This window comes from Pseudomonas sp. AP42, assembly GCF_001728935.1.
Classification (GTDB): Bacteria; Pseudomonadota; Gammaproteobacteria; order Pseudomonadales; family Pseudomonadaceae; genus Aquipseudomonas; species Aquipseudomonas lactis.
Genome location: NZ_LYSO01000022.1, coordinates 37,148 through 61,492, shown reverse-complemented (window position 1 = coordinate 61,492; position 24,345 = coordinate 37,148). Strand labels below are relative to the sequence as shown.

At 54.7% G+C, this 24,345-nt stretch carries 24 protein-coding genes and 4 tRNA genes; 16 read left to right on the top strand and 12 right to left on the bottom strand.

Annotated elements, in window-relative coordinates:
- Positions 1 to 4: 4 nt before the first annotated feature.
- Both A7K61_RS11305 and thiO read left to right on the top strand, forming a co-directional pair.
- Entirely contained in the window at positions 5 to 409 is a 405-nt protein-coding gene (locus A7K61_RS11305; protein WP_032893632.1) for a type IV pilin protein, read from the top strand.
- Positions 410 to 468: 59 nt separating this feature from the next.
- Positions 469 to 1,578, top strand: a complete 1,110-nt coding sequence (gene thiO, locus A7K61_RS11300; RefSeq protein WP_069557554.1) for a glycine oxidase ThiO — start codon at positions 469 to 471, stop codon at positions 1,576 to 1,578.
- On the opposite strand, the gene A7K61_RS11295 is transcribed toward thiO, so the two are convergent.
- Complete coding sequence (locus tag A7K61_RS11295) at positions 1,565 to 1,798, bottom strand: PP0621 family protein (protein ID WP_032897621.1); 234 nt, start codon at positions 1,796 to 1,798, stop codon at positions 1,565 to 1,567. The genes thiO and A7K61_RS11295 overlap by 14 nt on opposite strands.
- Before the next feature lie 127 nt (positions 1,799 to 1,925).
- Complete coding sequence (locus A7K61_RS11290; protein ID WP_044270805.1) at positions 1,926 to 2,951, bottom strand: outer membrane protein assembly factor BamD; 1,026 nt, start codon at positions 2,949 to 2,951, stop codon at positions 1,926 to 1,928.
- A 149-nt stretch (positions 2,952 to 3,100) separates the two neighbouring features.
- Between A7K61_RS11290 and rluD the strand changes: the two genes are divergently transcribed.
- The 7 genes from rluD (at position 3,101) to A7K61_RS11255 (ending at position 8,288) form a co-directional block, all read left to right on the top strand.
- A complete protein-coding gene (gene rluD / locus A7K61_RS11285; RefSeq protein ID WP_003188422.1) occupies positions 3,101 to 4,063 on the top strand; it encodes a 23S rRNA pseudouridine(1911/1915/1917) synthase RluD in 963 nt (320 codons plus the stop codon).
- Positions 4,060 to 4,785 carry a peptidoglycan editing factor PgeF gene (gene pgeF / locus A7K61_RS11280; protein WP_069557553.1) on the top strand — a complete coding sequence of 242 codons (726 nt, stop codon included), beginning with the start codon at positions 4,060 to 4,062 and terminating at the stop codon, positions 4,783 to 4,785. The genes rluD and pgeF overlap by 4 nt, the downstream gene beginning before the upstream one ends.
- 135 nt (positions 4,786 to 4,920) lie before the next feature.
- Positions 4,921 to 7,485, top strand: coding sequence for an ATP-dependent chaperone ClpB (gene clpB, locus A7K61_RS11275; RefSeq protein WP_003188426.1), 2,565 nt, complete (start codon positions 4,921 to 4,923; stop codon positions 7,483 to 7,485).
- 295 nt (positions 7,486 to 7,780) lie between these two features.
- Positions 7,781 to 7,856, top strand: a tRNA-Asn gene (locus A7K61_RS11270).
- A gap of 9 nt (positions 7,857 to 7,865) precedes the next feature.
- Positions 7,866 to 7,942 (top strand) — tRNA-Pro (locus tag A7K61_RS11265).
- 5 nt (positions 7,943 to 7,947) lie between these two features.
- Positions 7,948 to 8,023: transfer RNA gene (locus A7K61_RS11260), tRNA-Lys, on the top strand.
- Positions 8,024 to 8,211: 188 nt separating this feature from the next.
- Positions 8,212 to 8,288: transfer RNA gene (locus A7K61_RS11255), tRNA-Pro, on the top strand.
- Positions 8,289 to 8,457: 169 nt separating this feature from the next.
- Here the strand turns inward: A7K61_RS11255 and xerC are convergent.
- A complete protein-coding gene (xerC, locus tag A7K61_RS11250) occupies positions 8,458 to 9,777 on the bottom strand; it encodes a tyrosine recombinase XerC (RefSeq protein WP_008432853.1) in 1,320 nt (439 codons plus the stop codon).
- A complete protein-coding gene (mobH, locus tag A7K61_RS11245) occupies positions 9,774 to 11,660 on the bottom strand; it encodes a MobH family relaxase (protein WP_008432854.1) in 1,887 nt (628 codons plus the stop codon). The genes xerC and mobH overlap by 4 nt, the downstream gene beginning before the upstream one ends.
- 205 nt (positions 11,661 to 11,865) lie before the next feature.
- On the opposite strand from mobH, the gene A7K61_RS11240 reads away from it, so the two are divergent.
- Complete coding sequence (locus A7K61_RS11240; protein WP_019821334.1) at positions 11,866 to 12,354, top strand: hypothetical protein; 489 nt, start codon at positions 11,866 to 11,868, stop codon at positions 12,352 to 12,354.
- Positions 12,355 to 12,589: 235 nt separating this feature from the next.
- Complete coding sequence (locus A7K61_RS11235; RefSeq protein WP_008432855.1) at positions 12,590 to 12,913, top strand: hypothetical protein; 324 nt, start codon at positions 12,590 to 12,592, stop codon at positions 12,911 to 12,913.
- Positions 12,914 to 12,945: 32 nt separating this feature from the next.
- Here A7K61_RS11235 and A7K61_RS11230 read toward each other — a convergent pair whose 3' ends face one another.
- Genes A7K61_RS11230 through A7K61_RS11210 form a run of 5 tightly spaced genes read right to left on the bottom strand, consistent with a single transcriptional unit; the run spans position 12,946 to position 17,594 of the window.
- On the bottom strand, positions 12,946 to 14,460 hold the full coding sequence (locus tag A7K61_RS11230; RefSeq protein ID WP_008432856.1) for a conjugal transfer protein TraG N-terminal domain-containing protein: 1,515 nt from the start codon (positions 14,458 to 14,460) through the stop codon (positions 12,946 to 12,948).
- Positions 14,457 to 14,837, bottom strand: coding sequence for a hypothetical protein (locus A7K61_RS11225; protein WP_008432858.1), 381 nt, complete (start codon positions 14,835 to 14,837; stop codon positions 14,457 to 14,459). Before A7K61_RS11225 ends, A7K61_RS11230 begins: the two co-directional genes overlap by 4 nt.
- A gap of 8 nt (positions 14,838 to 14,845) precedes the next feature.
- Positions 14,846 to 16,207 (bottom strand): integrating conjugative element protein, encoded by a 1,362-nt coding sequence (locus A7K61_RS11220; RefSeq protein ID WP_024073345.1) that lies wholly within the window; start codon positions 16,205 to 16,207, stop codon positions 14,846 to 14,848.
- A 20-nt stretch (positions 16,208 to 16,227) separates the two neighbouring features.
- Positions 16,228 to 17,169: a TIGR03756 family integrating conjugative element protein gene (locus A7K61_RS11215; protein ID WP_008432863.1), complete on the bottom strand. Its 942-nt coding sequence runs from the start codon at positions 17,167 to 17,169 to the stop codon at positions 16,228 to 16,230.
- A complete protein-coding gene (locus tag A7K61_RS11210; RefSeq protein WP_008432865.1) occupies positions 17,166 to 17,594 on the bottom strand; it encodes a TIGR03757 family integrating conjugative element protein in 429 nt (142 codons plus the stop codon). Before A7K61_RS11210 ends, A7K61_RS11215 begins: the two co-directional genes overlap by 4 nt.
- 948 nt (positions 17,595 to 18,542) lie before the next feature.
- On the opposite strand from A7K61_RS11210, the gene A7K61_RS11200 reads away from it, so the two are divergent.
- From A7K61_RS11200 to A7K61_RS11180, 5 genes are all read left to right on the top strand, one after another.
- Positions 18,543 to 18,875, top strand: a complete 333-nt coding sequence (locus A7K61_RS11200) for a DUF2790 domain-containing protein (RefSeq protein ID WP_008432869.1) — start codon at positions 18,543 to 18,545, stop codon at positions 18,873 to 18,875.
- 217 nt (positions 18,876 to 19,092) lie between these two features.
- The gene (locus A7K61_RS11195; RefSeq protein ID WP_008432871.1) at positions 19,093 to 20,418 is read left to right on the top strand and encodes an OprD family porin; all 1,326 of its coding nucleotides are present in this window, start codon (positions 19,093 to 19,095) and stop codon (positions 20,416 to 20,418) included.
- 219 nt (positions 20,419 to 20,637) lie between these two features.
- Positions 20,638 to 20,913, top strand: a complete 276-nt coding sequence (locus tag A7K61_RS11190) for a metal/formaldehyde-sensitive transcriptional repressor (RefSeq protein WP_024073346.1) — start codon at positions 20,638 to 20,640, stop codon at positions 20,911 to 20,913.
- Between the two features lie 11 nt (positions 20,914 to 20,924).
- Complete coding sequence (dmeF, locus tag A7K61_RS11185; RefSeq protein ID WP_008437453.1) at positions 20,925 to 21,890, top strand: CDF family Co(II)/Ni(II) efflux transporter DmeF; 966 nt, start codon at positions 20,925 to 20,927, stop codon at positions 21,888 to 21,890.
- Positions 21,891 to 21,933: 43 nt separating this feature from the next.
- Entirely contained in the window at positions 21,934 to 22,131 is a 198-nt protein-coding gene (locus tag A7K61_RS11180; protein ID WP_008437450.1) for a DUF1289 domain-containing protein, read from the top strand.
- A gap of 303 nt (positions 22,132 to 22,434) precedes the next feature.
- Here the strand turns inward: A7K61_RS11180 and A7K61_RS11175 are convergent, their stop codons facing one another.
- From A7K61_RS11175 to A7K61_RS32380, 3 genes are all read right to left on the bottom strand, one after another.
- A complete protein-coding gene (locus A7K61_RS11175) occupies positions 22,435 to 22,902 on the bottom strand; it encodes a DUF411 domain-containing protein (protein ID WP_008437448.1) in 468 nt (155 codons plus the stop codon).
- 162 nt (positions 22,903 to 23,064) lie between these two features.
- Positions 23,065 to 24,117 carry a copper resistance protein B gene (locus tag A7K61_RS11170; RefSeq protein WP_008437443.1) on the bottom strand — a complete coding sequence of 351 codons (1,053 nt, stop codon included), beginning with the start codon at positions 24,115 to 24,117 and terminating at the stop codon, positions 23,065 to 23,067.
- Positions 24,089 to 24,334, bottom strand: a complete 246-nt coding sequence (locus A7K61_RS32380; RefSeq protein WP_024073347.1) for a hypothetical protein — start codon at positions 24,332 to 24,334, stop codon at positions 24,089 to 24,091. The genes A7K61_RS11170 and A7K61_RS32380 overlap by 29 nt, the downstream gene beginning before the upstream one ends.
- Positions 24,335 to 24,345 lie beyond the last annotated feature (11 nt).

Below are 24,345 nucleotides of genomic sequence, written 5' to 3'. Positions count from 1 at the left end.
TCGGATGGGCAAGGAGAGCCAGGGTTTTACCCTGATGGAGTTATTGATCGTGGTGGCGATCATCGCGTTGCTGGCGGGAATTGCGTACCCCGGGTACCTCGGCCAGGTAAAAAAGGTGTACCGGGCGCAGATCGTCGCGTTGTTGAGCGAACAGGCCCAGCATCTGGAGCGTTCGTATACGAGAAATGGCACTTTTATTGATGCAGGCGACGTCAGCGCGGGCAATGATCACTATAGAATCAGTGTCGTCCTGAACCCCCAGGATTTTGACCTGCTCGCCACACCTGCTGCGGACTCGGTCATGGCGAACGACGCGTGCGCAGCCTTCAGCTTGACCAGCACCGGTATGCGCAGCAACCCGGGAGCGGTGCCTGAAATGTCGCCCAAGGTCTGCTGGGGGCAAGGATGAGCGTACTTGAAGCGTGGGCGCCGGGCGCGCCTTTCCCTGTTTATCGGCTGGATCAAATGATGGCTAAGCAACAGCAAGTGGTGATTGTCGGCGGCGGAGTAATCGGGCTGTTGACGGCGTACAACCTCGCCAGTGAGGGCCAGGCAGTCACGCTGCTGGAGCGCGGGGGGCTCGGGCAGGAGTCTTCCTGGGCGGGCGGTGGGATTGTTTCGCCGTTGTATCCGTGGCGCTATAGCCAGGCGGTCACTGCCTTGGCCCATTGGTCCCAGGATTTCTACCCGCAACTGGCACAACGGCTGTTTGCAGCCACCGGCGTCGATCCAGAGGTTCACACCACGGGTTTGTATTGGCTCGACCTGGATGACGAGGCGGATGCACTGGCCTGGGCTGCGCGTGAAGGGCGGCCCTTGAGCAAAGTGGACGTGTCGGCGGCCCATGACGCCGTGCCGGTGCTGGGGGGCGGCTACGCCCAGGCGATCTACATGGCCGACGTGGCCAATGTTCGCAACCCGCGCCTGGTCAAATCACTGAAGGCGGCGTTGCTGGCGTTGCCGAACGTGACGATTTACGAGCAATGCGATGTGTCGGGCTTTGTGCTCGGCGACGGCAGGGTGGTGGGTGTGAATACCGCTACGGGCCTGGTTTTGGGAGATCAGGTGGTGCTTGCGGCCGGCGCCTGGAGCGGGCAGTTGCTGAGTACTCTGGGCCTGGCGCTACCCGTGGAGCCGGTCAAAGGCCAAATGATCCTGTACAAATGCGCGTCCGACTTTTTATCCAGCATGGTCCTGGCCAAGGGGCGCTATGCGATCCCGCGGCGGGATGGGCACATCCTGATCGGCAGCACGTTGGAGCATGAAGGATTCGACAAGACGCCAACCGACACCGCGCTGGAAAGCCTCAAGGCGTCTGCGGTGGAATTGATTCCCGCCTTGGCGGACGCCGAGGTAGTCGGGCACTGGGCCGGTTTGCGGCCTGGCTCACCCGAAGGTATACCGTTTATCGGTGAGGTCCCTGGCTTCAAGGGGTTGTGGCTCAATTGCGGGCATTACCGCAATGGCCTGGTACTCGCACCGGCCTCTTGCCAGTTGTTCACCGACTTGCTGCTGGCGCGGGCTCCGATCATCGATCCAGCGCCTTACGCCCCCGCAGGTCGCCTCAACGCTGGATAGACTTTGGCCCTTGTTCCAGGTGCGCCTGGGTGCAGTACCATTGCTGGCGTGAACTCAGTGCGCGGTCTTGCGGCAGGTGCACGCCACAGTGGGCGCAACGCACCATCAGGGCCGCATCCGGCTCAGCAGGCCGTTGCTGACGGGCGGCAGGGTTTTTGAATTTGCGCCAGAACCATACCGCGGCGGCAATGACGGCAATCCAGAACAGTAGACGAAGCATGATGGGCATTTCTCGACAAGGAATGCGCCAGTTTAGCCAAGGTGATCACGGCCGCACAGGGCAATAAATACTCGCTCATAAAAAAGGGAGCTCCTTGAGAGCTCCCTTTTTGCGTTGCGTCGAACAATCAGTCGAACACACCGAAGGTCATGTAGCTGAACCACGAGCGGTCCTGGTTATCGCCCAGGGCTTGCGGCTCTTCTTCTTCGAGCACATCGCCGTTCTCGTCGTGCGGCTTGAGCTCGGAAGGAATGGCGTCCTTGGCGTCCTGGTACATCTTGATCACGTCCTGGTTGGCGCGGGTTTCACCCGGCGGCAGCGGTGGACGGGACTCGATCAGGCCCAGGGTGTACTTGCTCAGCCACGAACGGTTGTCCGCTTCGGCAACCTGAGGCACGAACTGGCCGTCTTTCAGGCTCGGGTGGTCAGGGTAGTTGAGCTTCAGGGTTTCCAGGCTGGTCGTCGCCAGTGTGTCCAGGTGCAGACGCTGGTAAGCCTCGGTCATCACGGCCAGGCCGTCACCCACGGACGGGGTTTCCTGGAAGTTTTCCACCACGTAGCGGCCACGGTTGGCGGCGGCCACATAAGCCTGACGGGTCAGGTAGTAGTGGGCCACGTGGATCTCGTACGAAGCCAGCAGGTTGCGCAGGTAGATCATGCGCTGCTTGGCGTCCGGCGCGTAGCGGCTGTTGGGATAGCGGCTGGTCAGCTGGGCGAACTCGTTATAGGAGTCGCGGGCAGCACCCGGGTCGCGCTTGGTCATGTCCAGCGGCAGGAAGCGCGCCAGCAGGCCAACGTCCTGGTCGAACGAGGTCAGGCCCTTCATGTAGTAGGCGTAGTCCACGTTCGGGTGCTGCGGGTGCAGGCGGATGAAACGCTCGGCAGCGGACTTGGCAGCTTCCGGCTCGGCGTTCTTGTAGTTGGCGTAGATCAGCTCAAGCTGGGCCTGGTCGGCATAGCGGCCGAACGGGTAACGCGACTCCAATGCCTTCAGCTTCGCTGTGGCGCTGGTGAAGCTATTATTGTCCAAGTCTGTCTGAGCTTGCTGGTACAGCTCGACTTCGCTCAGGTTTTCGTCGACGACGTCCTTTGTTGACGAGCAAGCAGCAGTCATGGCGAGGATGGCGATCAGCAGCAGGTGTTTCACTTGCATGGCGGCTTGCGTCCCTATGACGGCCGCTGTCTTGGGCGGGGCCGTCCTGTTATGATGAGCGCCCCGTTGAAAGCCTCGGGGCAAAAGACGCCGTATTTAACCACAAGCGCGCAGCCGAAACCAAAGGCTACGCCACGCCTAGTCTGAGCATGTCCGATAAAATTGAACTTCGCGCAGAGGTGCCGTCCGAATTGGGCGGCCAACGCCTCGATCAAGTCGCCGCACAATTATTCGCTGAGCACTCGCGCTCGCGCCTTTCCGCCTGGATCAAAGACGGCCGCCTGACTGTGGATGGAGCGGTTATCCGCCCGCGAGACATAGTCCATGGCGGTGCGATTCTTGAGCTGACTGCCGAGCAGGAAGCCCAGGGAGAATGGGTCGCCCAGGACATCGAGCTGGATATCGTCTATGAAGACGACGACATCCTGGTCATCAACAAACCCGCAGGCCTGGTGGTTCACCCGGCCGCCGGGCACGCTGATGGCACCTTGCTCAATGCCCTGTTGCACCACGTGCCGGACATCATCAATGTGCCGCGCTGCGGCATCGTGCACCGTCTGGACAAGGACACCACCGGCCTTATGGTGGTAGCCAAGACCATTCAGGCGCAGACGCAACTGGTTACGCAATTGCAGAGCCGTAGCGTCAGCCGCATCTATGAGTGCATTGTGATCGGCGTTGTTGTGGCCGGTGGCAAGATCAACGCACCCATTGGTCGTCACGGCCAGCAGCGCCAGCGTATGGCGGTGATGGAGGGCGGCAAGCAAGCCGTCAGCCACTACCGTGTGCTGGAGCGTTTCCGCTCCCACACCCATGTGCGGGTCAAGCTGGAAACCGGGCGTACCCACCAGATTCGCGTGCACATGGCGCACATCAACTTTCCGTTGGTCGGCGATCCAGCCTACGGCGGCCGCTTCCGTATTCCGCCAGCGGCCAGCCAGACCATGGTTGAGTCGCTCAAGACGTTCCCGCGCCAGGCACTGCATGCACGCTTCCTGGAACTGGATCATCCGACGAGCGGTAAGCGCATGAGCTGGGAATCGCCACTGCCAGACGATCTGGTCTGGTTGCTGTCGCTGCTCAAGCAGGATCGCGAGGCGTTTGTCGGATGAGTGACTGGCTGATACCTGACTGGCCCGCGCCGGCTCGGGTAAAAGCCTGCGTCACCACCCGCGCGGGCGGCGTCAGCCTGGCGCCGTTCGACAGCCTCAACCTGGGCGATCATGTCGAGGACAGCCTTGAGGCCGTCCTTGAAAATCGCCGTCGCCTGAGTGACGCCTTCGATATCCAGCCTGCCTGGTTGCGCCAAGTCCACGGTACTCAGGTGGTTGAGGCCGATCCGCGCCGTACTGTCGAGGCAGATGGCAGCTGGACCAGCACCCCTGGCATCGCCTGCACATCCATGACCGCCGATTGCCTGCCGGCGCTGTTCTGTAATCGGGCGGGCACTCGGGTTGCCGCAGCCCATGCCGGTTGGCGTGGCTTGGCGGCTGGTGTGCTGGAAGCCGCGTTCGAACGCCTGGATACCGCCCCTGAAGACGTTCTGGTCTGGCTCGGCCCTGCCATTGGCCCACAAGCCTTTGAGGTCGGCCCGGAAGTGCGTGAAGCGTTCATGCAGCAACTGCCGGCCAGCGCTCAAGCCTTTGTTCCCAGCCACAACCCTGGCAAGTTCATGGCCGACATCTACCAGTTGGCGCGCCTGCGCCTGGCCGCGCGTGGTGTCACCGCTGTGTATGGTGGCGGTTTGTGCACTGTGACCGACCCGCGTTTCTTTTCTTATCGCCGCAGCCCGCGTACGGGCCGATTCGCCTCCCTTATCTGGCTTGAACGCTAGACTGTCCTGATCTGTATCAACCGTCCGCCGCTTGAAACGCCCAGAATCCACCCCATCTATAAGGGTATCTGGCAGGTTTCTTCATTCAGGATGTGTTTGTTCATAGCTCCGGCCTGCTCAAAAGGAAGGTGACTAATGCGTATTGATCGTTTAACCAGCAAATTGCAGTTGGCCTTGTCTGACTCTCAATCCTTGGCGGTGGGCCTCGACCACCCGGCCATTGAGCCTGCGCACTTGATGCAGGCGCTCCTGGAACAGCAAGGTGGCTCTATCAAACCCTTGCTGATGCAGGTGGGCTTTGACGTTAACAGCCTGCGCAAGGAGCTGAGCAAAGAGCTCGACCAACTGCCGAAAATCCAGAACCCCACCGGCGACGTGAATATGTCCCAGGATCTGGCGCGCCTGCTCAACCAGGCCGACCGCCTGGCCCAGCAGAAAGGTGACCAGTTCATCTCCAGCGAACTGGTGCTGCTCGCCGCCATGGACGACAACAGCAAACTCGGCAAATTGTTGCTGGGGCAGGGCGTGAGCAAGAAAGCCCTGGAAAACGCCATCAACAACCTGCGTGGCGGCGAAGCGGTCAACGACCCCAACCACGAGGAGTCGCGCCAGGCCCTGGACAAATACACCGTCGACCTGACCAAGCGTGCCGAAGAAGGCAAGCTGGACCCGGTGATCGGTCGTGACGATGAAATTCGTCGCACCATCCAGGTGTTGCAACGTCGCACCAAGAACAACCCGGTGCTGATCGGTGAACCTGGCGTGGGTAAAACCGCGATTGCCGAGGGCTTGGCCCAGCGCATCATTAATGGCGAGGTACCAGACGGCCTAAAAGGCAAGCGCCTGCTGTCTCTGGACATGGGCTCGCTGATTGCCGGTGCCAAGTTCCGGGGTGAGTTCGAAGAGCGCCTCAAATCCCTGCTTAACGAATTGTCGAAGCAGGAAGGGCAGATCATTCTGTTTATCGACGAACTGCACACCATGGTCGGCGCCGGTAAAGGCGAAGGCTCCATGGATGCCGGCAATATGCTCAAACCCGCCTTGGCGCGGGGGGAATTGCACTGCGTCGGTGCGACCACGCTCAACGAATACCGTCAGTACATCGAAAAGGACGCAGCCCTTGAGCGTCGCTTCCAGAAAGTCCTGGTGGAAGAGCCGAGCGAGGAAGACACCATCGCGATCCTGCGTGGCCTGAAAGAGCGCTATGAGGTCCACCATAAGGTGGCGATCACCGACGGTGCGATCATTGCGGCGGCCAAGTTGAGCCACCGCTATATCACTGATCGTCAGTTGCCGGACAAGGCTATCGACCTGATCGACGAAGCGGCCAGCCGCATCCGCATGGAGATCGACTCCAAGCCGGAAGTGCTGGATCGTTTGGATCGACGCCTGATTCAACTGAAAGTCGAATCCCAGGCGCTGAAGAAAGAAGAGGACGAAGCGGCCAAGAAGCGCCTGGAAAAACTCCAGGAAGAAATTGTCCGCCTGGAACGTGAGTATTCGGACCTCGAAGAAATCTGGACCTCGGAAAAAGCCGAAGTACAGGGCTCGGCGCAGATCCAGCAAAAGATCGAGCAGTCCCGCCAGGAACTGGAAGCCGCGCGCCGTAAAGGCGACCTGAACCGCATGGCCGAGTTGCAGTACGGGGTGATCCCGGACCTGGAGCGCAGCCTGCAGATGGTCGACCAGCACGGTAAGCCTGAAAACCAGTTGCTGCGCAGCAAGGTGACCGAGGAAGAAATTGCCGAAGTGGTCTCCAAGTGGACCGGTATTCCGGTGTCGAAGATGCTCGAAGGCGAGCGCGACAAGCTGCTGAAGATGGAAAGCCTGTTGCATCAGCGCGTCATCGGCCAGGAAGAGGCGGTGGTGGCGGTGTCCAACGCGGTACGGCGTTCCCGGGCAGGTTTGTCCGACCCGAACCGTCCAAGCGGCTCGTTCATGTTCCTGGGCCCGACCGGTGTGGGTAAGACCGAGTTGTGCAAGGCGTTGGCCGAGTTCCTCTTTGATACGGAAGAGGCCATGGTGCGGATCGATATGTCCGAATTCATGGAGAAACACTCGGTGGCTCGCCTGATCGGTGCTCCACCAGGCTATGTGGGCTATGAAGAGGGCGGTTATCTGACCGAAGCCGTGCGGCGCAAGCCTTACTCGGTGATCCTGCTGGATGAGGTCGAGAAGGCGCACCCGGATGTGTTCAACATCTTGCTGCAGGTGCTCGAAGATGGTCGCTTGACGGACAGCCACGGGCGCACGGTGGACTTCCGCAATACGGTGATCGTGATGACCTCCAACCTGGGCTCTGCGCAGATCCAGGAATTGGTGGGTGATCGTGAAGCCCAGCGTGCGGCGGTGATGGACGCGTTGACCACGCACTTCCGTCCGGAATTCATCAACCGGGTCGACGAAGTGGTGATCTTCGAGCCTCTGGCGCGGGATCAGATCGCGGGCATCACCGAGATCCAGTTGGGCCGCCTGCGTAGCCGCCTGGCTGAGCGCGAGCTGGACCTGGAGCTGAGCGGCGAAGCGTTGGATAAGCTGATCGCGGTCGGTTACGACCCAGTGTATGGCGCACGGCCACTTAAACGTGCGATCCAGCGCTGGATCGAGAACCCACTGGCGCAGTTGATCCTGTCGGGCAGCTTTATGCCTGGCACTCGCGTTACGGCGACGGTGAAAGACGACGAAATCGTCTTCCATTAAGCCCAGCGCTTGGCGTAAACAGAGAAGGCCCCGCATCGCGGGGCCTTTTTTTTCGATAGGGCGTTGAACTGTAAGGCAAAGGCTTGTAAAGTGCGCCCCGCAGCAACGTCAGCCCACGGGTTTCTTCTCCCCAAGAAGAAATCAGAAAGAAGCGCAAATCATTGTCTTAAAAGCAATTTAAAGGGTTGACAGGGGTTTTTAAGATTGTAGAATAGCGCGCCTCAGAGACGCTAACGTAGCGATACGGACAGGGTCGAAGAGGAAGCAACACAGCAGTAACTTTGAAATATGTAGTTCCGTGATAGCTCAGTCGGTAGAGCAAATGACTGTTAATCATTGGGTCCCAGGTTCGAGTCCTGGTCACGGAGCCAATTTCAAACCGGGGTATAGCGCAGTCCGGTAGCGCGCCTGCTTTGGGAGCAGGATGTCGGGAGTTCGAATCCCCCTACCCCGACCATATTTGGGTCGTTAGCTCAGTTGGTAGAGCAGTTGGCTTTTAACCAATTGGTCGTAGGTTCGAATCCCACACGACCCACCATTTTTGAGACCAGTTGACGCTGGAATCAAATCTTAGAATCAGAGGTTCTAGCTCTGATAGAGGCGGTTTTACGGTTTTGGAAAGTGTTACAGCACTTAGATATCGCCGTAGACATGCAGCCGTCTGAGGCGAACAGTAGTTTCGGTTCGTCATGATGTCAATGTGCATAGGCTTTGCGATGCGCATTCCGGGGTATAGCGCAGTCCGGTAGCGCGCCTGCTTTGGGAGCAGGATGTCGGGAGTTCGAATCCCCCTACCCCGACCATATTTAATGAAAAAGGCGTCTTTATGACGCCTTTTTTTGTGCCTTGAGCAAAGTCGTACCGTTCGTCTGGAAAAAATCCGGATTTCGACCTGGTTCTTTATTCCGGGCATGCGAAAGCCTCTGGCCAACCAGAATTCCCTATAGCCAGTGCGCTTTGATTATGAGCGTACTAGGGCGATGCTCTGGAAAATGATGAGCTTCGCATTGAATGCTCAGTTGAGGTGCGTTTCCTGAATGTGCCGACACCAAGCCCGCTCGCCATTAGCGTCAATAGTAGACTCTGCTCTACTTGATCTACTGGTGGGTCCATAGAGCATGTCATTGACTCGCGATGCAGTTGCGCAGATGCGAGCTCGAGAGCCTTCTGTAGCGCGCTTCGGCCAGTCGACTTGGTCCGCCGATCAATACTGACCTCTGTGCTGCTAGATTGTTGTGGAGCTGGCAGCTTCTTGGGCTCTGGTTGAGCGGTTTCCTGTGAATGCACACCTATTTTGGCGGGTAAGGGGGCAGAGGGTTTGCCACTTGGATCAACCCGTGTCACTCGGCTCAGAGCGCCCTGAGCCCGACTCCGCTCATGTAGAACAGCACGCATATGGTCGTAGTCCGCCTCTATGTAATTCATCGTTGTCGCTAGATTCGAATGATTCAGCAGGCTTTTCGTGAGATGAATGTTTCGCTCAGGCTGCTTCATCAAGTCTGTTGCTAATGTGTGCCTGAAGCGGTGAGGGGTCATGCGCACGCCGATCTTATCGGTGAGCTTGCCGTACATTGACTCCACCTGGTCGATGTTCATTTCCTTGCCATGGAAGTGACGAGAGAATCTGTTGACGTTGAACAGCTGATCGTCTGGTGAAAAACCGATTTTCTCGGCCTCCCCCAAGATCCTGGATAAGTGTGGAGCGAGTCCTTCCATAATGGGGAGGAAAAACTCCCGATGGGTCTTCTCTGTTTCACCGCGGACCAAGATCATCTGGCTGTCCCAGTCGATATCTTTGTAACGCAGGCACAGCAGGGCATTCAGACGTATGCCTGTGTAATAAAACATCTCGAAGACGCTGAGCCAGAACCAGGCAGGTGTGATCTGGCTACGTTCATGCGTACAACGTTCTTGGCCTACAAGGGATATGAGCCAGTTGCGTGCTCGTTGGATGGCGTCTCCATTGATTGTCTTGCTGGCTCGCTTTGGTGGGATAACGCTGGTTTTCTTGAATGGGTTGATCGTGGTATGGGTCATCAGGCCGTGTTCTATGGCGTAGCCCCAAACAGTTCGAAGGTGATTTGAATAGGTGTTCCAGCTGCGTTTGGATAATCCGTTCTCAAGGACTTTTTTTCGCCATGTCAGAACCGCACGATGATCGATCTCCTCAACTGAGGCCGTTCGGAAATGCTTGAGTAGTGCTTTGGTCGAGGCGCGATAGATCTTTGCACTGGCAGGCCGCAGATCATGGGCAAAGATGTATTCCTCCGTCAGATTCGAGGGCGTCGTCATTGTGGCGGCTCCGTTGCTTCTGACTTCAAGGACAGGCTGATATTGTCGAAAGGGACCTCAGAGAAGATTGTTCGCGGGTCTAGTAGTAAGTACCCCTTGAGCTGCTTGGATTTTCGAGGTCCAACAACGTCACAGGTCCAAATATTCAAACTCTTATGCGTTTTTCGATGAAGTTTCTGTTTCTCGAAACTACGTTGAACCAGCTGCCAGGCGCTGACTTGCTGTACTTTGGCTTGCTGTTCGATATGGGGGAATTCAAGGACGTAGCGTTTGAAAATTCCAGGCGTTACCAGCATAGCGGTCCCTGCTACGGTATGAACCAGCGCTTTGGTATCGTTGATAATGATGGTCCGGGATGCGATGCCTTTCTTAAGCCATTCAACAAATCCCTGACCGATCTCGGTGTTATTGCTAGGCATCGGAGTGACTTCTTCGATTATTGCTAAAGGCGCACCTCCTTGATTGGAGGTTTGGGAAGGCTGGATTTCATCCAGTTTCGGAGGCGCGGTATGTGCCGCTGAGACCGCTTTGTTTTTGGTGTCTTCTGATGGCTCATTGATGTTACCAAGGAGCGCCAGTAGCTCGTCAAATTCATCTGTACTGCTCGAGGAATGCTGAGGTAGTTCGAACGGTGATGGCTGTGCCGGTGCTAAAGGCGCCGGCACAGGGCTGGATTGAATTTCCGAAGGCAACTTTTTGGCCGGTGTGGCGACGGTATTTTCAGCTGCAGAGTCTTCTACCGGGTTGCCAGCTTCTACCTCAAGAGTCCCAGCGTAAGCTGTGGGCCGATCACTTGGATCATTCCAGATCAGTGCCGGTGAGAGCTTCAGCAGGGTGAAGGTGTTTCGCCAACCACGACCATTGTCTATCGTGGCTTTCCAGATTGCCTTGTCTTGGGCATTGGTTTGGATTACCCCCTGATCTTGCAGCATGTTGAAGAAAGGCGCATTCGTACTGGGTACACCTTCAACGCCTTTGGTCAGCAAATAGGCTCGCAATTGATCAGCAATAGGCTTGCTAACCAGCCAAAGAGCATCCTGTGTCAGCCATCCATCTGACGGTCCATCGGGTTGATTCAGTTTGAATGTATCTCGGACCAGGTGACGCAACCCATCTGCTAATTGACGCTGCAAAGACTGTTTGGGCGCGGACAGCGCGCGGGCTGGATTTCCACCGAGCTCCTGTGCGACGGACGCCTGATCGGCCTTGACCACGATCTCTCCCAAAATGCCGGCATGTTCGTACTGACCAGCCAAAATGAAGATTAACTGCGACCACACTTCGGGGAAATTACTGAGCCAATCTAAGATTTCTGAGGAGAGGATCTGCGCGTAGATCAGTGCGGCAGCGGCTCCGTGAAGTTGGTAGTTGCGTCCTTTCACGTAACGGAATCGATAGGGACGATCGATTGGGCCGTGCCACGGGTGCCAGGTTTTACCTCCTGCCAGCTCGACGTGCACGTCGACGGCGATCTTGCCGAGGTCGTGTATCAGAGCGCCGTAAGCCGCGGCGGCAGTCCAGGCCTCAGCCTGTGCTGATTGAGACTCCGGCGGTGCGCCTATAGGAAGCAGGTAGCTCTGTCGAATTTTCAAGGCATAGGCGACGATTTCAAGCCCGTGATCCAGCATGCCGCCAGGGTGTGCATGATGGTGGTTTTGCGAAGCAGGGAGCTGCTGGACCAACTCCGCGTAGCGCTCAAGTGGACGCCTATAGAGCTCGACAAACTGTGAGCGAGATAACGATGCGCGCTGCCAAATGTTCTCCAGTAGTTTCTGACGGCGCGGCGATGCCAGTAGTGCTTGGCTAGAGGCCGGCTGTATAAAACCGTTAGGGGAGGGGCTTTGGGCGGGTAGCGCTTTATTGCGGCGGAAAATAGAGAACATCGCCTGCTCCGTAAATGATTCATGGGGCAGGCTTTTCTCCTATCAAAGGGGGGGCGAGCAAGGGGAAAGGATCACTGGTTGCCTCGGGTATTTCTTTTGGCGAAGAGCCATCTTTCTATGGTGGTGACGGAGAAAGGAATGCAGAATTATCGTCGTTTCGGTCTAAGGGCACGGGGCCGCAGATCGACTATGTGAGGAAAAAATGATGGTTTCACTTCGCTACGCTACGAAATCAACCTCAGATAATGTTTGGGCACTTTGTGATTTGATACGTGACAATAAGTGTGATGAGATCATTCTTTTTGCTAGTGTAGGGAATGATCTTGATGATGAGGAAGCAAGGTGGGACAACAACCTTCCTCTGGTTGTCGCCTTAGCTAAATATATTATTCCTCACGTTGATAGCGTCTTGGTCATTTTTGATGGAGTGTTTCTAACCGCTGCGCGTTCCGCTCGTTATGGTGAAGTACGTGAACTGCTGGATGTAGCTATTGCGTCTGACAAGGTTTATTACTCTGGGCAGAGAGCCCCACTTACTAGCGAAATGACTCCTGACGAGGCTGTTTCAACTCTTATTAATTTAGGTTCTATCCAACCGTTGACGGTTGAGTCCAGAGCTGAATACTTTTCTTTGCTTAGTAATTTTACAGAAGACGAGTTAGTTGAAGTTTATTCGACTCGCGAGATGCGTTGATGAGATTGGACCTTTTTCCCGCTGAAAGCGGCCCTTTCGGGTAAGGCTTTTACCCTTGTGAACCATTCCATTCGCTTCTACAAAACCTTTTACCTTTTGGGCCATTTTTGTTGTGAAAGGGGGGCATCTGGTGCTGAAGGCAAAGGCCGTTTGTCTCATGATCTTGCAGCATAGAAAAATCGGTATTATAAGTAATGTCAAATCGCCCCTAGACCGGGTAAGAAGGAGACGCACCATGACCGCACAGACCTCTCAGGGAGTAGCAAGTCGCTTAGGCTATGGCCTGGGTCAGGCTGCGCGCCTCGTTTGGTGCAGTCAGAACCGTACCCTGCGTTGGGTCAAGCGTCTGGTTGTGGCTGCCGTACTCCTATATTTTTCTGCAGACATTTTCAGCGGGATTATCAGCGTTGCAGTATTTACCTTGGTTTTGGGTGGAGGGCTCTGGGCGTTGAATCACAGACCTACGCCTCGCAGAAACCAGATAGAGTATGGTCAATGCTATGGCCCCGATGGCTATGGGTACTATGTTGCTGGTCAACGTGTAGACGACGATGATTAAGGGTCTCATATCAATGATATGAGACCCTTACGTTACATAACGCTACGTTTGACAGTATTCACCCCTTCCTGACCTGCCTTTTGAACATCTTTTGTTCCGCTGGTAAGGCCTTCCAATGCTTTTCCTGCGCTCACCCCTGCCCATCCCAGCGCGCCCATCCAAAACACTGGCAGGATGATGAACATCGAGCCCATCACGAAGTTTAAGATTGCGTCCTGGGTGGCAGTGTTCAAACCCATCACAGGATCAAATGATAAATGCGGAGAACCGGCTCCATATAAAGCGTCCAATATCGTGGTATCGACCCATCTAGCCAGTTGAAACCAAAAGTCCACGAATATCAGAGCGAAAAAAACAACGGACATAGTCATGGCCACTTTTAGTTGGTAAGCCCCGACGATTAGCACCAAGGGAATGCAAATCACCATCGCCATTTTCAAGAACGCCATGACCATCGGTAGCGCCTGGCGAACCATGTCCATCGCTGGAAAATAGGCCATAGATCCTAATGCAACCCCGAGAGTCCCCGCTGCCCGGGCTGCACCATTCCACACAGTTCCGTCGATTTGTCCCCCGTAGTCCGTATAAACATCCCCTTTCACCTGGTTCGACGGCGAGACCAGTTGCCGGACAAGCGAGTCAGTGACTTCGTCCGGGGACAACCACTTTGCCCAGCCGAGCATTTTGGTCATGAGGTCCGGCGACACTTGAGCCTTGATACGGTCCCGCAGTCCCACTCCGCTATCTGACCACCATTGTTTGCAAGTTGGATAGCCCCCACCTCCACCCACTTGTGGTAAACCCACATCACGAGATGCGTTATAGGGCCATGATGCCCTTGGAGTTTTGGAGTAGTCCGTGTCGTAATAACCCGAGGTGTTCAATAAATAGTGCGAACCAATCCAGCTGAGTTCCTGCGCAAAACGAGGGTCATTCCCTTGCGCTCCCAATTCGGGTTGGCGCATGAATAATCTGGCACGGGAGGGTCCATAGCAATCGTGCGTAAAGTCGCCAATTTCCTGAGCCAATAGCGGGTTGTTGATCTTGGTGTTGCTAACTTCCATGCGTACTTGCCGTAAATCAGTCCCGCAGGGAATTGCTGCTACAGCGCCATTGGTTAATCCCTTTGATAATGCATGCATTAATGCCCACCACATGGGCATCTGGGCACTCTTTCCTGCCAGTGAGCTGAATGTTGTGTTCCAGCCTGTGTCTGTGGGTTTAGGTAAGTTGTATTGACATTGCTGAGCTCTACTCTGGTCAAATGCCAAGGTATCAAAACTCACATTGACGGCTGGTACAGCGAAGAATGCGACTACGATGTAGCCAACGTAGATATTGGTTTCGATACGTGCCAGTGAGAGAACGCCTTTGTTGCCCTCATCGGCCCCCTCACCACGGACTTTCAGCCACTCTCGAATAACGATGATGCAGAAGGGGAGGGCGAATAGACCGGTATCTGAAATCATCGCCCAGATACCATTGTTGATGATCCAACCGACCAACGTCAGGTAGTACTCTAAATAGTCATTGGTGTAGAGCGTCACAGAACACCCCCTGCCTGATACAGCACCTTGCTCAGTTCAACCATCAGAAATAATAAGATCACCATTATCTCGATCTTCAACAGGCCTTTGCGCCGTTTCGAGCGTTCTGAGTTCGATAACCGTACCTTGAATTTGAACCAGGCAACGGTCAGTGCGATATAAAGCATTAGGCGCCAGGTAAAGAGCGGCCAATAGTGGTCGGTGCGCCAGGCTTGCCATTGCTCGGCGCTGTCGAACATGTTCATCAGGACAGCGCTGAGTAGGACTACGAGGGCGGCAGTCGCGAGCAAAACACCCAGAACAAGCAGAATGCTCCTCCCGGTTCGTCGAACCAGCGAACGGTTGGGAGCGGCGACAGGCTCCTGTATTTCGGTCATGGCCTTTCTCACTGTTTGTTCTGGGCGGGTGACTGCAACTGGTCCAATCGATTCGTTTCTGGGGCTCCCGGGGACACGCCACGAGAGTCTTCTGCCCGTGCTTTGCTGCGTTCAATGATGGTCAGAGGCGAGTTCTTCGCGAGCTGCTGACGCATGTCCAGTTCCATTTTGAGGTTGCCGATCTCCTGTTGCAGCGAGGAGCTCTGCTGGCCGACTGCCTGGACGGCGAGGTCATTAGCCGCGACGTTCGGTTCCCGACTGCCTGCCATCAAGGTGCGCTGTAGGGTCAGAGCTTTCTCCAACACATCGGACAACGCGACTTCGGAGGCAAGCCGGCGAGCGAGTACGTCCTGGTCGCGCTCATCCTTGAGTGCTGCTACAACGCCTCGGGTGATGGGTAACGAGTTGCTGCTCGCTGCTTCCAGGTTTTCTAGCGACAGCGTTTTGCTTCCGCTCAGCAGTTCCTGCAGGGCCTTCAGCTTGGTGTCGTACGTTTCCTGGATCAGCGGCGTGAGGCCGACGCCTGCGGCTGTCACCGTTTTAGGGCAACTGTCACAGGTCTGCTGTTGTTGTTCACCCAGGACACGATTGGCAAAGGTGGTGGCTTCCTGGGGCGATGACCAGACATTGCACACCATGCCGTTGTTGCAGTTCGCTTTACTGATGGATGCGGTGTCGCCGGCCGCGCGCTTGTTCAGAAGGTTGTAGCCCGCCTTGGTGACGTCGCCTACGATACGAATTGGCTTCTGACCGGAACCACCTGCTCTATCACCACCAACCCAAGTGACGCCATCGTTTCCACCTTTCTTTTCGACTTGTTCCACCGCCGACACTGCGTCTGTGTTGGATGTTAGCGCCTGACTCATAGCCTGACCTTCAGCAAGCTTGCCCCAGCCCATTTGGTTACCGGCGATATCCGCCATCTTTTCGCCAATGGCGCGGCAGGTGCCTTTGGAGCGGTCGAAGTCCAGGCGGGCCTGCAAAATGCCGTTGGTGATGAGGTTGTATAGCGCCGGGTTCGCACGTTGAAGAATCAGTGCCGGCAGCGAAGCCACGGCGCTGGTGGCGCTCTGTACCACCGAGCTCATGATGTTTTTGAAGCCGGAAGTGGCACCATTCAATTGGTTTTCAAGGGTTGTGCTCAGGCTCATGTTTCCGCAGATTAGATTGGTATTCCAACCGCCTCCCACAGAAATACTATCCATGTTGCCTGCGCTCCCCATGGTGACTGCGTTGCCGCCGCCAATGCTATACAGCACGTTGTCCCCAATGACGCTTCCGGAGGAGGAGACGTTGATTGGATCAGCAGAGAGCGCTATTGCACTGCTGAGGCTGCAGGCGAGCCCTATCGCCAAGGTAGTGAGTTTCATGCTTTGCTCCGATCGCTGTTTCATTGGAAGTCCGTACTGCCGAGGAAGGTCTGTCCTCGACGCTGGCAACACGAATAAGGGCGCCAGAGTGCCCAGGCGTAGCCGCCATCCTGCGCATCGATGTTCGGATCGATGGTGGGAAAGGTTGCGCAAGTCGGGTTGAGGACTGGGGTGAGCTCTTGCCACTTACCAGTGGAGGCGTCACCTTCGCGTAGCGGCCCTGCGGGCCAGTAACCGGGGTAGGGAAGGGCGAGCATCGGCAAGTAGACATGGACCTGGCCTGGGCGGGTAACCACGTCGCCGGCACGCTGCGCAATAACTGCGCCCGTTTTGTAGTCGTCAGTCTGGTTAAGGAAGCCGCTACGCGGGTAGACGTTCCCCCAGCTGCTTGCTGAGAGCAGGCTACCGACTTCGCGCATGCCCGGAATGAGTGCTTCGGGGTATACGGATTCCGGGACGCCGTATCGCCAAGCAATGGGGTCAAGGGTGCTCAGAAAGTAAGGCACAAGCGGTAAGGTTGCGCCTTTGCATACATAGCCCGAGGCGCTGGCAAACTGACTCAACGCCGCACCACCTGGATGGCCGATGACATCGGCTTCCTTAAATTTGATGATGTTGTTCTCTGCAACGTGATTGGTAGTGCCGTCGTTGCCCGCTTGGGCCATCGGATTCGGGGTGCCAAGAGGTGACATCTCTATCCAAGGGTTCATCCCGGTATTCGCATATGCAGACACCACAGCGTCCGGTACGTAGTGACGAACCTTGGTCGAGGTTTTGACTTTGCATCCGAATGGCGTGCAGAGCAGCCAATAGCAGATGCCGACCACTTTGTACTCCAGGCAGGTTGGTGACAGGGTCGAGGCAATAATCGCTGCCGAGTTGATCGCAGCCGATGCACTGAATGACAGGCTGAAAGTGATAGCCAGCGACAAAGGCCGGATCGCAAAACGTGAGCGTCTCATCGTGACAGGCTCCGTGCTCGTTCAATCAACGCGACGGCTTTAGCTGCGTCAGGCTCGCCGTACACGACGTAGCGACGATCTACGACCACGGCTGGGAGTTTTTCGACTCGCAGGCTCCAGGCGTCTATGACGCCCTGCTGGGCTTGGGCCAACTCGTTTTGCAGATGCTTCCCTGCAGGGCTGACAAGGTAGCGTTGAATGGCCGCTTCTGCCTGGCGTGGATCGGCGGGTAGTTGGTTGGAAAGTTGTTCTTCAAGGCGCTGCTGATCATCCAGGAAGATGACGCGAGCGCCAGAAGGTGCGGATACTGGATGTGCTCGGTTTGTAATGACCCACGTCTCCGCGTGGGACGCAGTTGACAAGAACAGTAGCAGTGAAAACAGCCAGCGCCGCGTTTCGCTAATGTGGGTAAGGATCTGGAGCATGGCACCGTACCTGATATGGATTCAGGTACAGAAGACCGGATGGCTGTCTTGAGCGCAGTAAGAAATAGGAATTTGGAAGCTTTGGGTATTTGAGAGCGACGAATTCGTGTGGGTTGGATTAGAGATGGCACTTGGTCGGCTCAAATTGACGACGCAGTGAGTACGCAGTTAACTGGCTATCCACACAGCAAGAGTTCAAGCCAAGTTTATGAGGCGACCCTTCTTGGCCCCATCGCCGCCGATGGTCCACAGTACGCCAGTCGGACGAGTCTCGCCACCGCCCCACGACATAACGAAAAATCACTTCTATTGAAGCTTCGGGCGACATCAACGGCAAAATGCTCGCCCTGCCGATATCGTCAGCGGGTTTGGTCGTGCTGGAGAAAACAACCTCAAGATTCGAAGGCTTTATCTTTATCCTTGGGCAGGCAGTAGTTTGTGCTGTCCTGCTTGAGATCCTTCACGATCAAATGTTGCAAACGGAGCGCCTGCTGCACAGCTTCAATGTCATCTTCGATGACGTTAAGGATAAGATAAAAACCTATCCTCCGAGACCGTATTGCTGTTAAAGACCATCCTGCCGATTGCGTTTTCGGTGCTCTACGTAGTGCCTAATTTCCGCAGCCCATGAGGCTTTTGTGACACGTTCGTAGTCTCATTTAGCTACGCCCAAACGATTCATCCGCCTGTAGCGGTCAAAGCCGCTTTTCATAATAGGAAGATATGCATTTTTATAAAAAATCTCTAGATGCTCCAGGTGGGATACGAGTTGATTTCTGATGGTCGTATGATGCATTCAGCGTGCTCTGCCAATAAAGCTAAACTTTAAATAGTTGAACTCACGAGCTCTACGAGAGGCCTTACAGATATGTAATATTCGCGGCAGCTTCCTGAAAGGCATCACTGGTTATCCTCTAGTCAGAAGTAAGTGAGCACTAGGAGAAAATCATGAAATTATTAAAAGTTGTTTTTGCCGCTTCCATCTTGACCATGTCTTCTTTGGCCATGGCTGAAGGAGGTGGTGACCGTGTTTATGGTCGAATGATGCAAGAGAACCAGAAGGCGATGGAGCAGTACGCCTTAGAAAACGGAAAGGCGACACCTGAAGTTGTTCATTATGAATACGGAATGAACCTCGATGTCCAGAAGGTAATCAGTACCACTCAAGCCAATAAAACCTGTGGCGTAGCCCCTTCGCGCATGACCTATGAAGATTCGGCGGGCAAGCTCAACACCTTGGAATACAAGGTTATGGGTACTAACTGCCCTCACGGAAGTTAATTAGCGTTAGCCCTGACTGCGCAAGGTTGTTCGGTATGTTTTGAGCCTGCTTGCTGTTCGCTGACACAGAAGTAATTTTCAGGTCACGCTGGAGTTATCTATTGTATGAAATTATGTCTGCCGGCACGTAGGAGAAATCCTCACGTGCTGGTGGCTTTTATAATTATAAAAAATATTTCATAAAGAAACTCTGCCAAGCTAAAGCCTGGAGTGTTAAATGAACAATAAAAGCATTTATGGTCTTTCTCTCATTTCCCTTGGCATGAGCATGGGGCAAGTTGCAGTAGCTGTGGAGCAAAAGCCTGAAGGGTTCATTGAGGGGAGCACCTTTAGTATTCTCAATCGGAATCTCTATCTCAATCGTGATTATCGAAAGGGTCAATCAAGCCCCACGGGCAATGGTTACTCAGCCGAATGGGCTCATGGCATCATTGGCCGATTCGAATCAGGCTTTACTCAAGGTACCGTAGGCTTCGGCATTGATGCGTTTGCAATGGAAGGCCTCAAGCTCGATTCAGGTGATGGTCGCTCGGGAGCCCGTAGCTCAGTCGATGTCTTGCCGCACAATAGCAAAGGCCAACCTGAAGACTCCTACTCAAAAGTAGGCGGGGCCGCAAAAGTGCGTTTCCTGGATACAGTCGTCAAGGTAGGCGACGTATTTCCATCGACGCCTGTCGTTGCCTATGGGGATTCCCGACTTCTCCCGGAGAGTTTCCGGGGTGCAACGTTCACTAATACCAGCATCAAAGGCCTGACCCTTCAGGGGGGCCGGCTGCATGCGATGAGCCAACCCAATTCCAGTAGCATGCGTGACGGCTTTTCAACTTTTTACGCCGGTGTAGTAGATGCTCCATGGATCGCTTATCTAGGGGGCGATTACACGGTCAATGAACACGTAGGTGTGAGTCTTTACACCAGCCAATTCAAGGATGTGTGGAACCAATACTACGCGGGCACCACATTGAGCTATCCACTCTCAGAAAGCGTATCGCTAATTGGCGGCTTTAATTACTACCGAGCGGTTGATGAGGGTGAAAAACTTCTGGGAAGCTTCGATAACAAGATCTGGAGCGGCAAGACCGGGGTCAAATTCGGAGCGCACGCCGTGACCGTTGGTTACCAGCGCAATAATGGTAACGACGACTTTGACTACCTTCGCCAGTCCGACTCAATTTTTTTGGATAACTCCATTCAGTACAGCGATTTCAACTCACCGAAAGAGCAATCCTTGCAGCTGCGCTACGATCTAGATATGCAGGCTTTCGGCATCCCCGGTCTGAGCTTCATGACCCGCTACGCTAAGGGTTGGGATGCGGACTATTCCAACGCAAACAGCGTGTACATGCGTCGCGGAGCGGACGGTGCCCCATTGCAGGACCAAAAGCGTTGGGAGCGAGACATCGAGGCTAAGTATGTCATCCAGTCAGGCTCACTGAAGGACATGTCTTTACGTGTCCGCCAAGCAACGACACGAGCTACCGATTTCGAATCTGATTTGGACGAGGTCAGACTGATTGTTGAATATCCACTGCAACTCCTTTAACGGGCATTAGCCATCGGCATCAACTGTCCGGTATCCCCGATACACCCCGTCTCCTTGTTTCTCCTTTGGTTTGGAGACGGCTTAGGCGCCCTAGTGGCGCCTTTTTTTGTGGATTGAAGAAACTGTTGGTATATCCATCCCGGCGGCGAGCGTCCCTGGGGTTGTATGGCTGATTGGAACGTGTGAACATACTCTCAATATAGGTAGGGGGGGTATGGTATGGGTCATATGAGATCAAGCAAAGACAATCTTCTTAAGCGTGTAAAGCGAATCGCTGGGCAAGTCCAGGCGATTGAGCGAGCACTCGACTCTGATGATGACTGCTCGAAAACCCTGCTTTTGGTCGCTTCTGCCCGTGGCGCTATCAATGGGCTGATGGATGAAATTATCGAAGACCACGCTCGTGAACACGTTGCGAATCCGACACTCAGCAACGAAGAAAGAGCGAAAGGCGTCGATGAGCTTCTCGAAGCCATTCGCCGCTATTCCAAATAGGATTTGCCCAGATGAGTAATTCGTACACCGACTATTCCCACGACCATATGTTCCTGGGGAAATCACATGAAGAAAACGCCAAGCGAACCTTGTGGGTAGTGGCTCTGACCGTCGTAATGATGGTTGCTGAAATCACCGCAGGTTATCTCACTGGCTCAATGGCGTTGCTTGCTGATGGATTTCACATGGCAACACACGCTGGAGCACTTGGCATAGCCGCAGCTGCTTACGGTTACGCAAAAAGACATGCCTCAAATGCTCGCTACAGTTTTGGAACTGGCAAGGTTGGAGACTTGGGTGGCTTCGCATCTGCTCTGATTTTGGGACTGGTCTCTTTGGGAATTGCCGGAGAGTCGCTATTTCGTCTCTTTCAACCGACTCAAGTGCAATTCGGGACAGCGACTCTTATCGCAATTGTCGGATTAGCAGTGAATGTGGTGAGCGCGCTTTTGCTGTCTGGCGGTCATAATCATCACCATGGGCATGACCACGGCCAAGATGAATCTCACCATGCACATGGTCATGACAATAATCTGCGCTCTGCTTATATTCACGTCATTGCAGATGCACTGACTTCGGTTCTGGCCATCGCAGCACTGCTTGCTGGTCGTTACCTTGGTTGGGTCTGGCTCGACCCTGCAATGGGGATTGTGGGTGCAGTTGTCATCGCACGCTGGGCTTGGTCGTTGATGCGGGTGACTGCGAGTGTATTGCTAGACCAGACAGATGATCATGTCGCTGAAGAGATTCGTGAACTGGTTGAGCGACAGGGAGATGCTTCGATCATAGATCTTCATGTCTGGCAGGTAGGGCCGCAAGCCCGCGCCGCTATTGTGAGTGTTCTAGGCAGCCCAGCAGTGAATGCACAAAACATACGAGAACGGCTTGCGACAGTTCATGAGATCACTCATCTGACAGTTGAGTACCGCACGAAGCCGGGCGCTGTTTCACCCGATCAGGTCGCCGTTCAGGCTTAGCAATGAGCCCGTAGTTCGCATAAGTTCGCCGAGGAATTGACCAATGGCCAAGGACATCGAGAATCCGTGTACTTCTGTCTGCCAGTTGAACAGCGAACTGTGCGTCAGCTGCGGTCGCACCAAGGAAGACATCAGAAAATGGAAACGAATGAAGCGTCCAGAAAAAATGGCCGCTGTACAACGCGCGACCCTGCGTCTGAAAAGCCTGCAAAAAAAGAACTCTCAAACCACTGTAATTTAACTTTTCTACGCTTTCAGCCGAGACAGATGTCCAGATTCGGAAAGGCAAGCTGAGTGGCAACGCCACCCGAACTTAGCACTATCGTGGTCAGATGCGCAGTGCTTGTCAGCAGACGGAGCATGGCGTCATCTCAAATTGTTATTGAGGACAGCGGTACGGGGTTATCCGATTCGGCGCAGGCGCGCCTTTACAGCTTGTTGCTGATCGTCCTTTGCGTATTGCTTGAGAATGAAATCAACATAGCATGTCCCGCTGCATGGCCATGAGCTGGGACCATGCTGTGGCCGAATGGATGAGGTGGGATTAGTTTGCGGGGTATTCAGCAATGACCTGATCTACGCCGGCTTTGGTCAGGCCGATTATTTGGTAGGTCTCATGTACTCCGTCGACTTCCATTCCTGGAGAACCTGCTGGCATTCCAGGAGCAGCGATCCCGAGAAGGTCGTCACGCTTACTCATCGCAATTATTTGCTCAACTGGCACATGACCTTCAACAAACTTCCCGTTGATCATCGCAGTGTGACAAGACGAGAGTCGTGGAGCGACACCTAGATCTTGTTTGACAGCACTCATGTTGGTTTCTACATGATCAATGACGGTGAAGCCATTGGCCTCAAGATGCTGAATCCATTTTTTGCAGCATCCGCAGTTTGCATCTCGATGCACATCGATGGTCAGGGCCTGCGCCGCTTGAGCCGTTGAGCCGATGAACAGCGCAGCGAATGTTGCAATACGCAGAAATCGACTTGAAAGTCGGAAGCTACCTGTCATGAATATTTCCTTTTCCCTTGGAGACGGCGAGATGTTCTACGAAGCAATAGAACCCCACTCAAGCGTTCATGCCGCTGCAAAGGTTACATTGAAGGATCTACTTTAGAGTCGGGGAGCCAACTCCCCGATCATTTGAATTCGTAGGGCTAGTGCTCAAATCGCTCAGAACCACATCCGAATACCAGCTACAAACCGGGCCTCGTTTGTCTTTTCCCCTTCATCGCTGGCTAGGTCAGCCGTCTTACCATATGAGCGATTCCAGCTAACACCAATGTAGGGTGCGAATTGACGAGTAATTTCGTAGCGCAACCGCAGGCCTAGTTCGGTGTTGGCCAATCCAGATCCTATGCCGCGCTGAGGATCATTTTTCCCGTACAAGTTTACTTCGGCGGTCGGCTGCAAGATCAGGCGATTGGTCAACAGGATGTCGTAATCGCCTTCAAACCGAGCTGCGGTTTGACCGTTCTCACCAATATAAGCAGTCGCTTCAGCTTCAAAGTTATAGAGGGCCATGCCCTGAATACCGAGCGCTCCCCATGTTTGAGGTGACCCAGGTTTGAAGTCTTGTCGAATGCCGGTGACGACATCCCACCAAGGACCGATGGCGTGTCCCCACAGAGCCTGAAGTTCAGCGTTCTCGGTTACGCCATTGGTACGTTCGCCTTCCGAACGCAACCATAGGCGATCGACGTCACCGCCGATCCACCCTTTTGCATCCCAAGCCAGCGCACTACCGTTGTCAGCGTCTTGGTACTCAAATTTATCCAGGAGGATGAACGAGTTAATTTTTTTATCGTGCACACCATGGCCTGGTAAGTCTGGAAAAGCGGCGGCCCGGTCAGCGTCGGTAAGTACGGGGATTGGGGTTCGGCTTGTGGTAGTCGCCCCTCCATCCATGCTTTCCATACCGTCCATTTGCCCGTTATCGCTGTGATCCATAGCCCCCATCTTGCTATGGTCCATGGCTCCCATTGAGCCGTGGTCCATCTTGGAGTGATCCATCGCGGCATCTTTCGGTTTGGCGGGTTTGGATTTTTGTGCAGTTGAAGACTTTGCGTCCGCACTTGATGGCATCGCCATCGACGGATCCATCTCTTCAGCGGCTTGAGCCATGAAAAAGAATGCTGGACCGGTAGAGACTGCAAGTGCCATCAGCGTTGGGCGTAAAAACTTACTGGTCATGATCTCAATCTGCCTTTTTGGTTTTTTGGTCATGATCCATCGACTCATGGCTCATCTGGCTATGGTCCATCGCCCCGTGATCTAGCTTCGAATCGTTTGCCGTTGCTGGCTTGTCCGTTGCTGTAACAGGAACAGTGGTTGAATGGTCGCTGCCATTTTCCTCTGCCAGCACCGTGGACGAGAGTCCACCCAGCAGGACAGCGGCAAAGAGGCAACCCACGAGGGAATTACGATTTCGGTATGTGCTCACAGATCGTCTCC

What these genes read in the sequence shown, in the direction of transcription:
- A7K61_RS11195 (WP_008432871.1), top strand. Translation starts at nt 19,093, where the DNA reads ATGAACAATAAAAGCATTTATGGTCTTTCTCTCATTTCCCTTGGCATG.
- A7K61_RS11305 (WP_032893632.1), top strand. Translation starts at nt 5, where the DNA reads ATGGGCAAGGAGAGCCAGGGTTTTACCCTGATGGAGTTATTGATCGTG.
- clpB (WP_003188426.1), top strand. Translation starts at nt 4,921, where the DNA reads ATGCGTATTGATCGTTTAACCAGCAAATTGCAGTTGGCCTTGTCTGAC.
- mobH (WP_008432854.1), bottom strand. Translation starts at nt 11,660, where the DNA reads ATGTTCTCTATTTTCCGCCGCAATAAAGCGCTACCCGCCCAAAGCCCC.
- thiO (WP_069557554.1), top strand. Translation starts at nt 469, where the DNA reads ATGGCTAAGCAACAGCAAGTGGTGATTGTCGGCGGCGGAGTAATCGGG.
- A7K61_RS11240 (WP_019821334.1), top strand. Translation starts at nt 11,866, where the DNA reads ATGGTTTCACTTCGCTACGCTACGAAATCAACCTCAGATAATGTTTGG.
- A7K61_RS11180 (WP_008437450.1), top strand. Translation starts at nt 21,934, where the DNA reads ATGGCCAAGGACATCGAGAATCCGTGTACTTCTGTCTGCCAGTTGAAC.
- pgeF (WP_069557553.1), top strand. Translation starts at nt 4,060, where the DNA reads ATGAGTGACTGGCTGATACCTGACTGGCCCGCGCCGGCTCGGGTAAAA.
- A7K61_RS11295 (WP_032897621.1), bottom strand. Translation starts at nt 1,798, where the DNA reads ATGCTTCGTCTACTGTTCTGGATTGCCGTCATTGCCGCCGCGGTATGG.
- A7K61_RS11225 (WP_008432858.1), bottom strand. Translation starts at nt 14,837, where the DNA reads ATGACCGAAATACAGGAGCCTGTCGCCGCTCCCAACCGTTCGCTGGTT.
- A7K61_RS11235 (WP_008432855.1), top strand. Translation starts at nt 12,590, where the DNA reads ATGACCGCACAGACCTCTCAGGGAGTAGCAAGTCGCTTAGGCTATGGC.
- rluD (WP_003188422.1), top strand. Translation starts at nt 3,101, where the DNA reads ATGTCCGATAAAATTGAACTTCGCGCAGAGGTGCCGTCCGAATTGGGC.
- A7K61_RS11215 (WP_008432863.1), bottom strand. Translation starts at nt 17,169, where the DNA reads ATGAGACGCTCACGTTTTGCGATCCGGCCTTTGTCGCTGGCTATCACT.
- xerC (WP_008432853.1), bottom strand. Translation starts at nt 9,777, where the DNA reads ATGACGACGCCCTCGAATCTGACGGAGGAATACATCTTTGCCCATGAT.
- A7K61_RS11175 (WP_008437448.1), bottom strand. Translation starts at nt 22,902, where the DNA reads ATGACAGGTAGCTTCCGACTTTCAAGTCGATTTCTGCGTATTGCAACA.
- A7K61_RS11210 (WP_008432865.1), bottom strand. Translation starts at nt 17,594, where the DNA reads ATGCTCCAGATCCTTACCCACATTAGCGAAACGCGGCGCTGGCTGTTT.
- dmeF (WP_008437453.1), top strand. Translation starts at nt 20,925, where the DNA reads ATGAGTAATTCGTACACCGACTATTCCCACGACCATATGTTCCTGGGG.
- A7K61_RS11220 (WP_024073345.1), bottom strand. Translation starts at nt 16,207, where the DNA reads ATGAAACTCACTACCTTGGCGATAGGGCTCGCCTGCAGCCTCAGCAGT.
- A7K61_RS11190 (WP_024073346.1), top strand. Translation starts at nt 20,638, where the DNA reads ATGGGTCATATGAGATCAAGCAAAGACAATCTTCTTAAGCGTGTAAAG.
- A7K61_RS11170 (WP_008437443.1), bottom strand. Translation starts at nt 24,117, where the DNA reads ATGACCAAAAAACCAAAAAGGCAGATTGAGATCATGACCAGTAAGTTT.
- A7K61_RS11200 (WP_008432869.1), top strand. Translation starts at nt 18,543, where the DNA reads ATGAAATTATTAAAAGTTGTTTTTGCCGCTTCCATCTTGACCATGTCT.
- A7K61_RS11290 (WP_044270805.1), bottom strand. Translation starts at nt 2,951, where the DNA reads ATGCAAGTGAAACACCTGCTGCTGATCGCCATCCTCGCCATGACTGCT.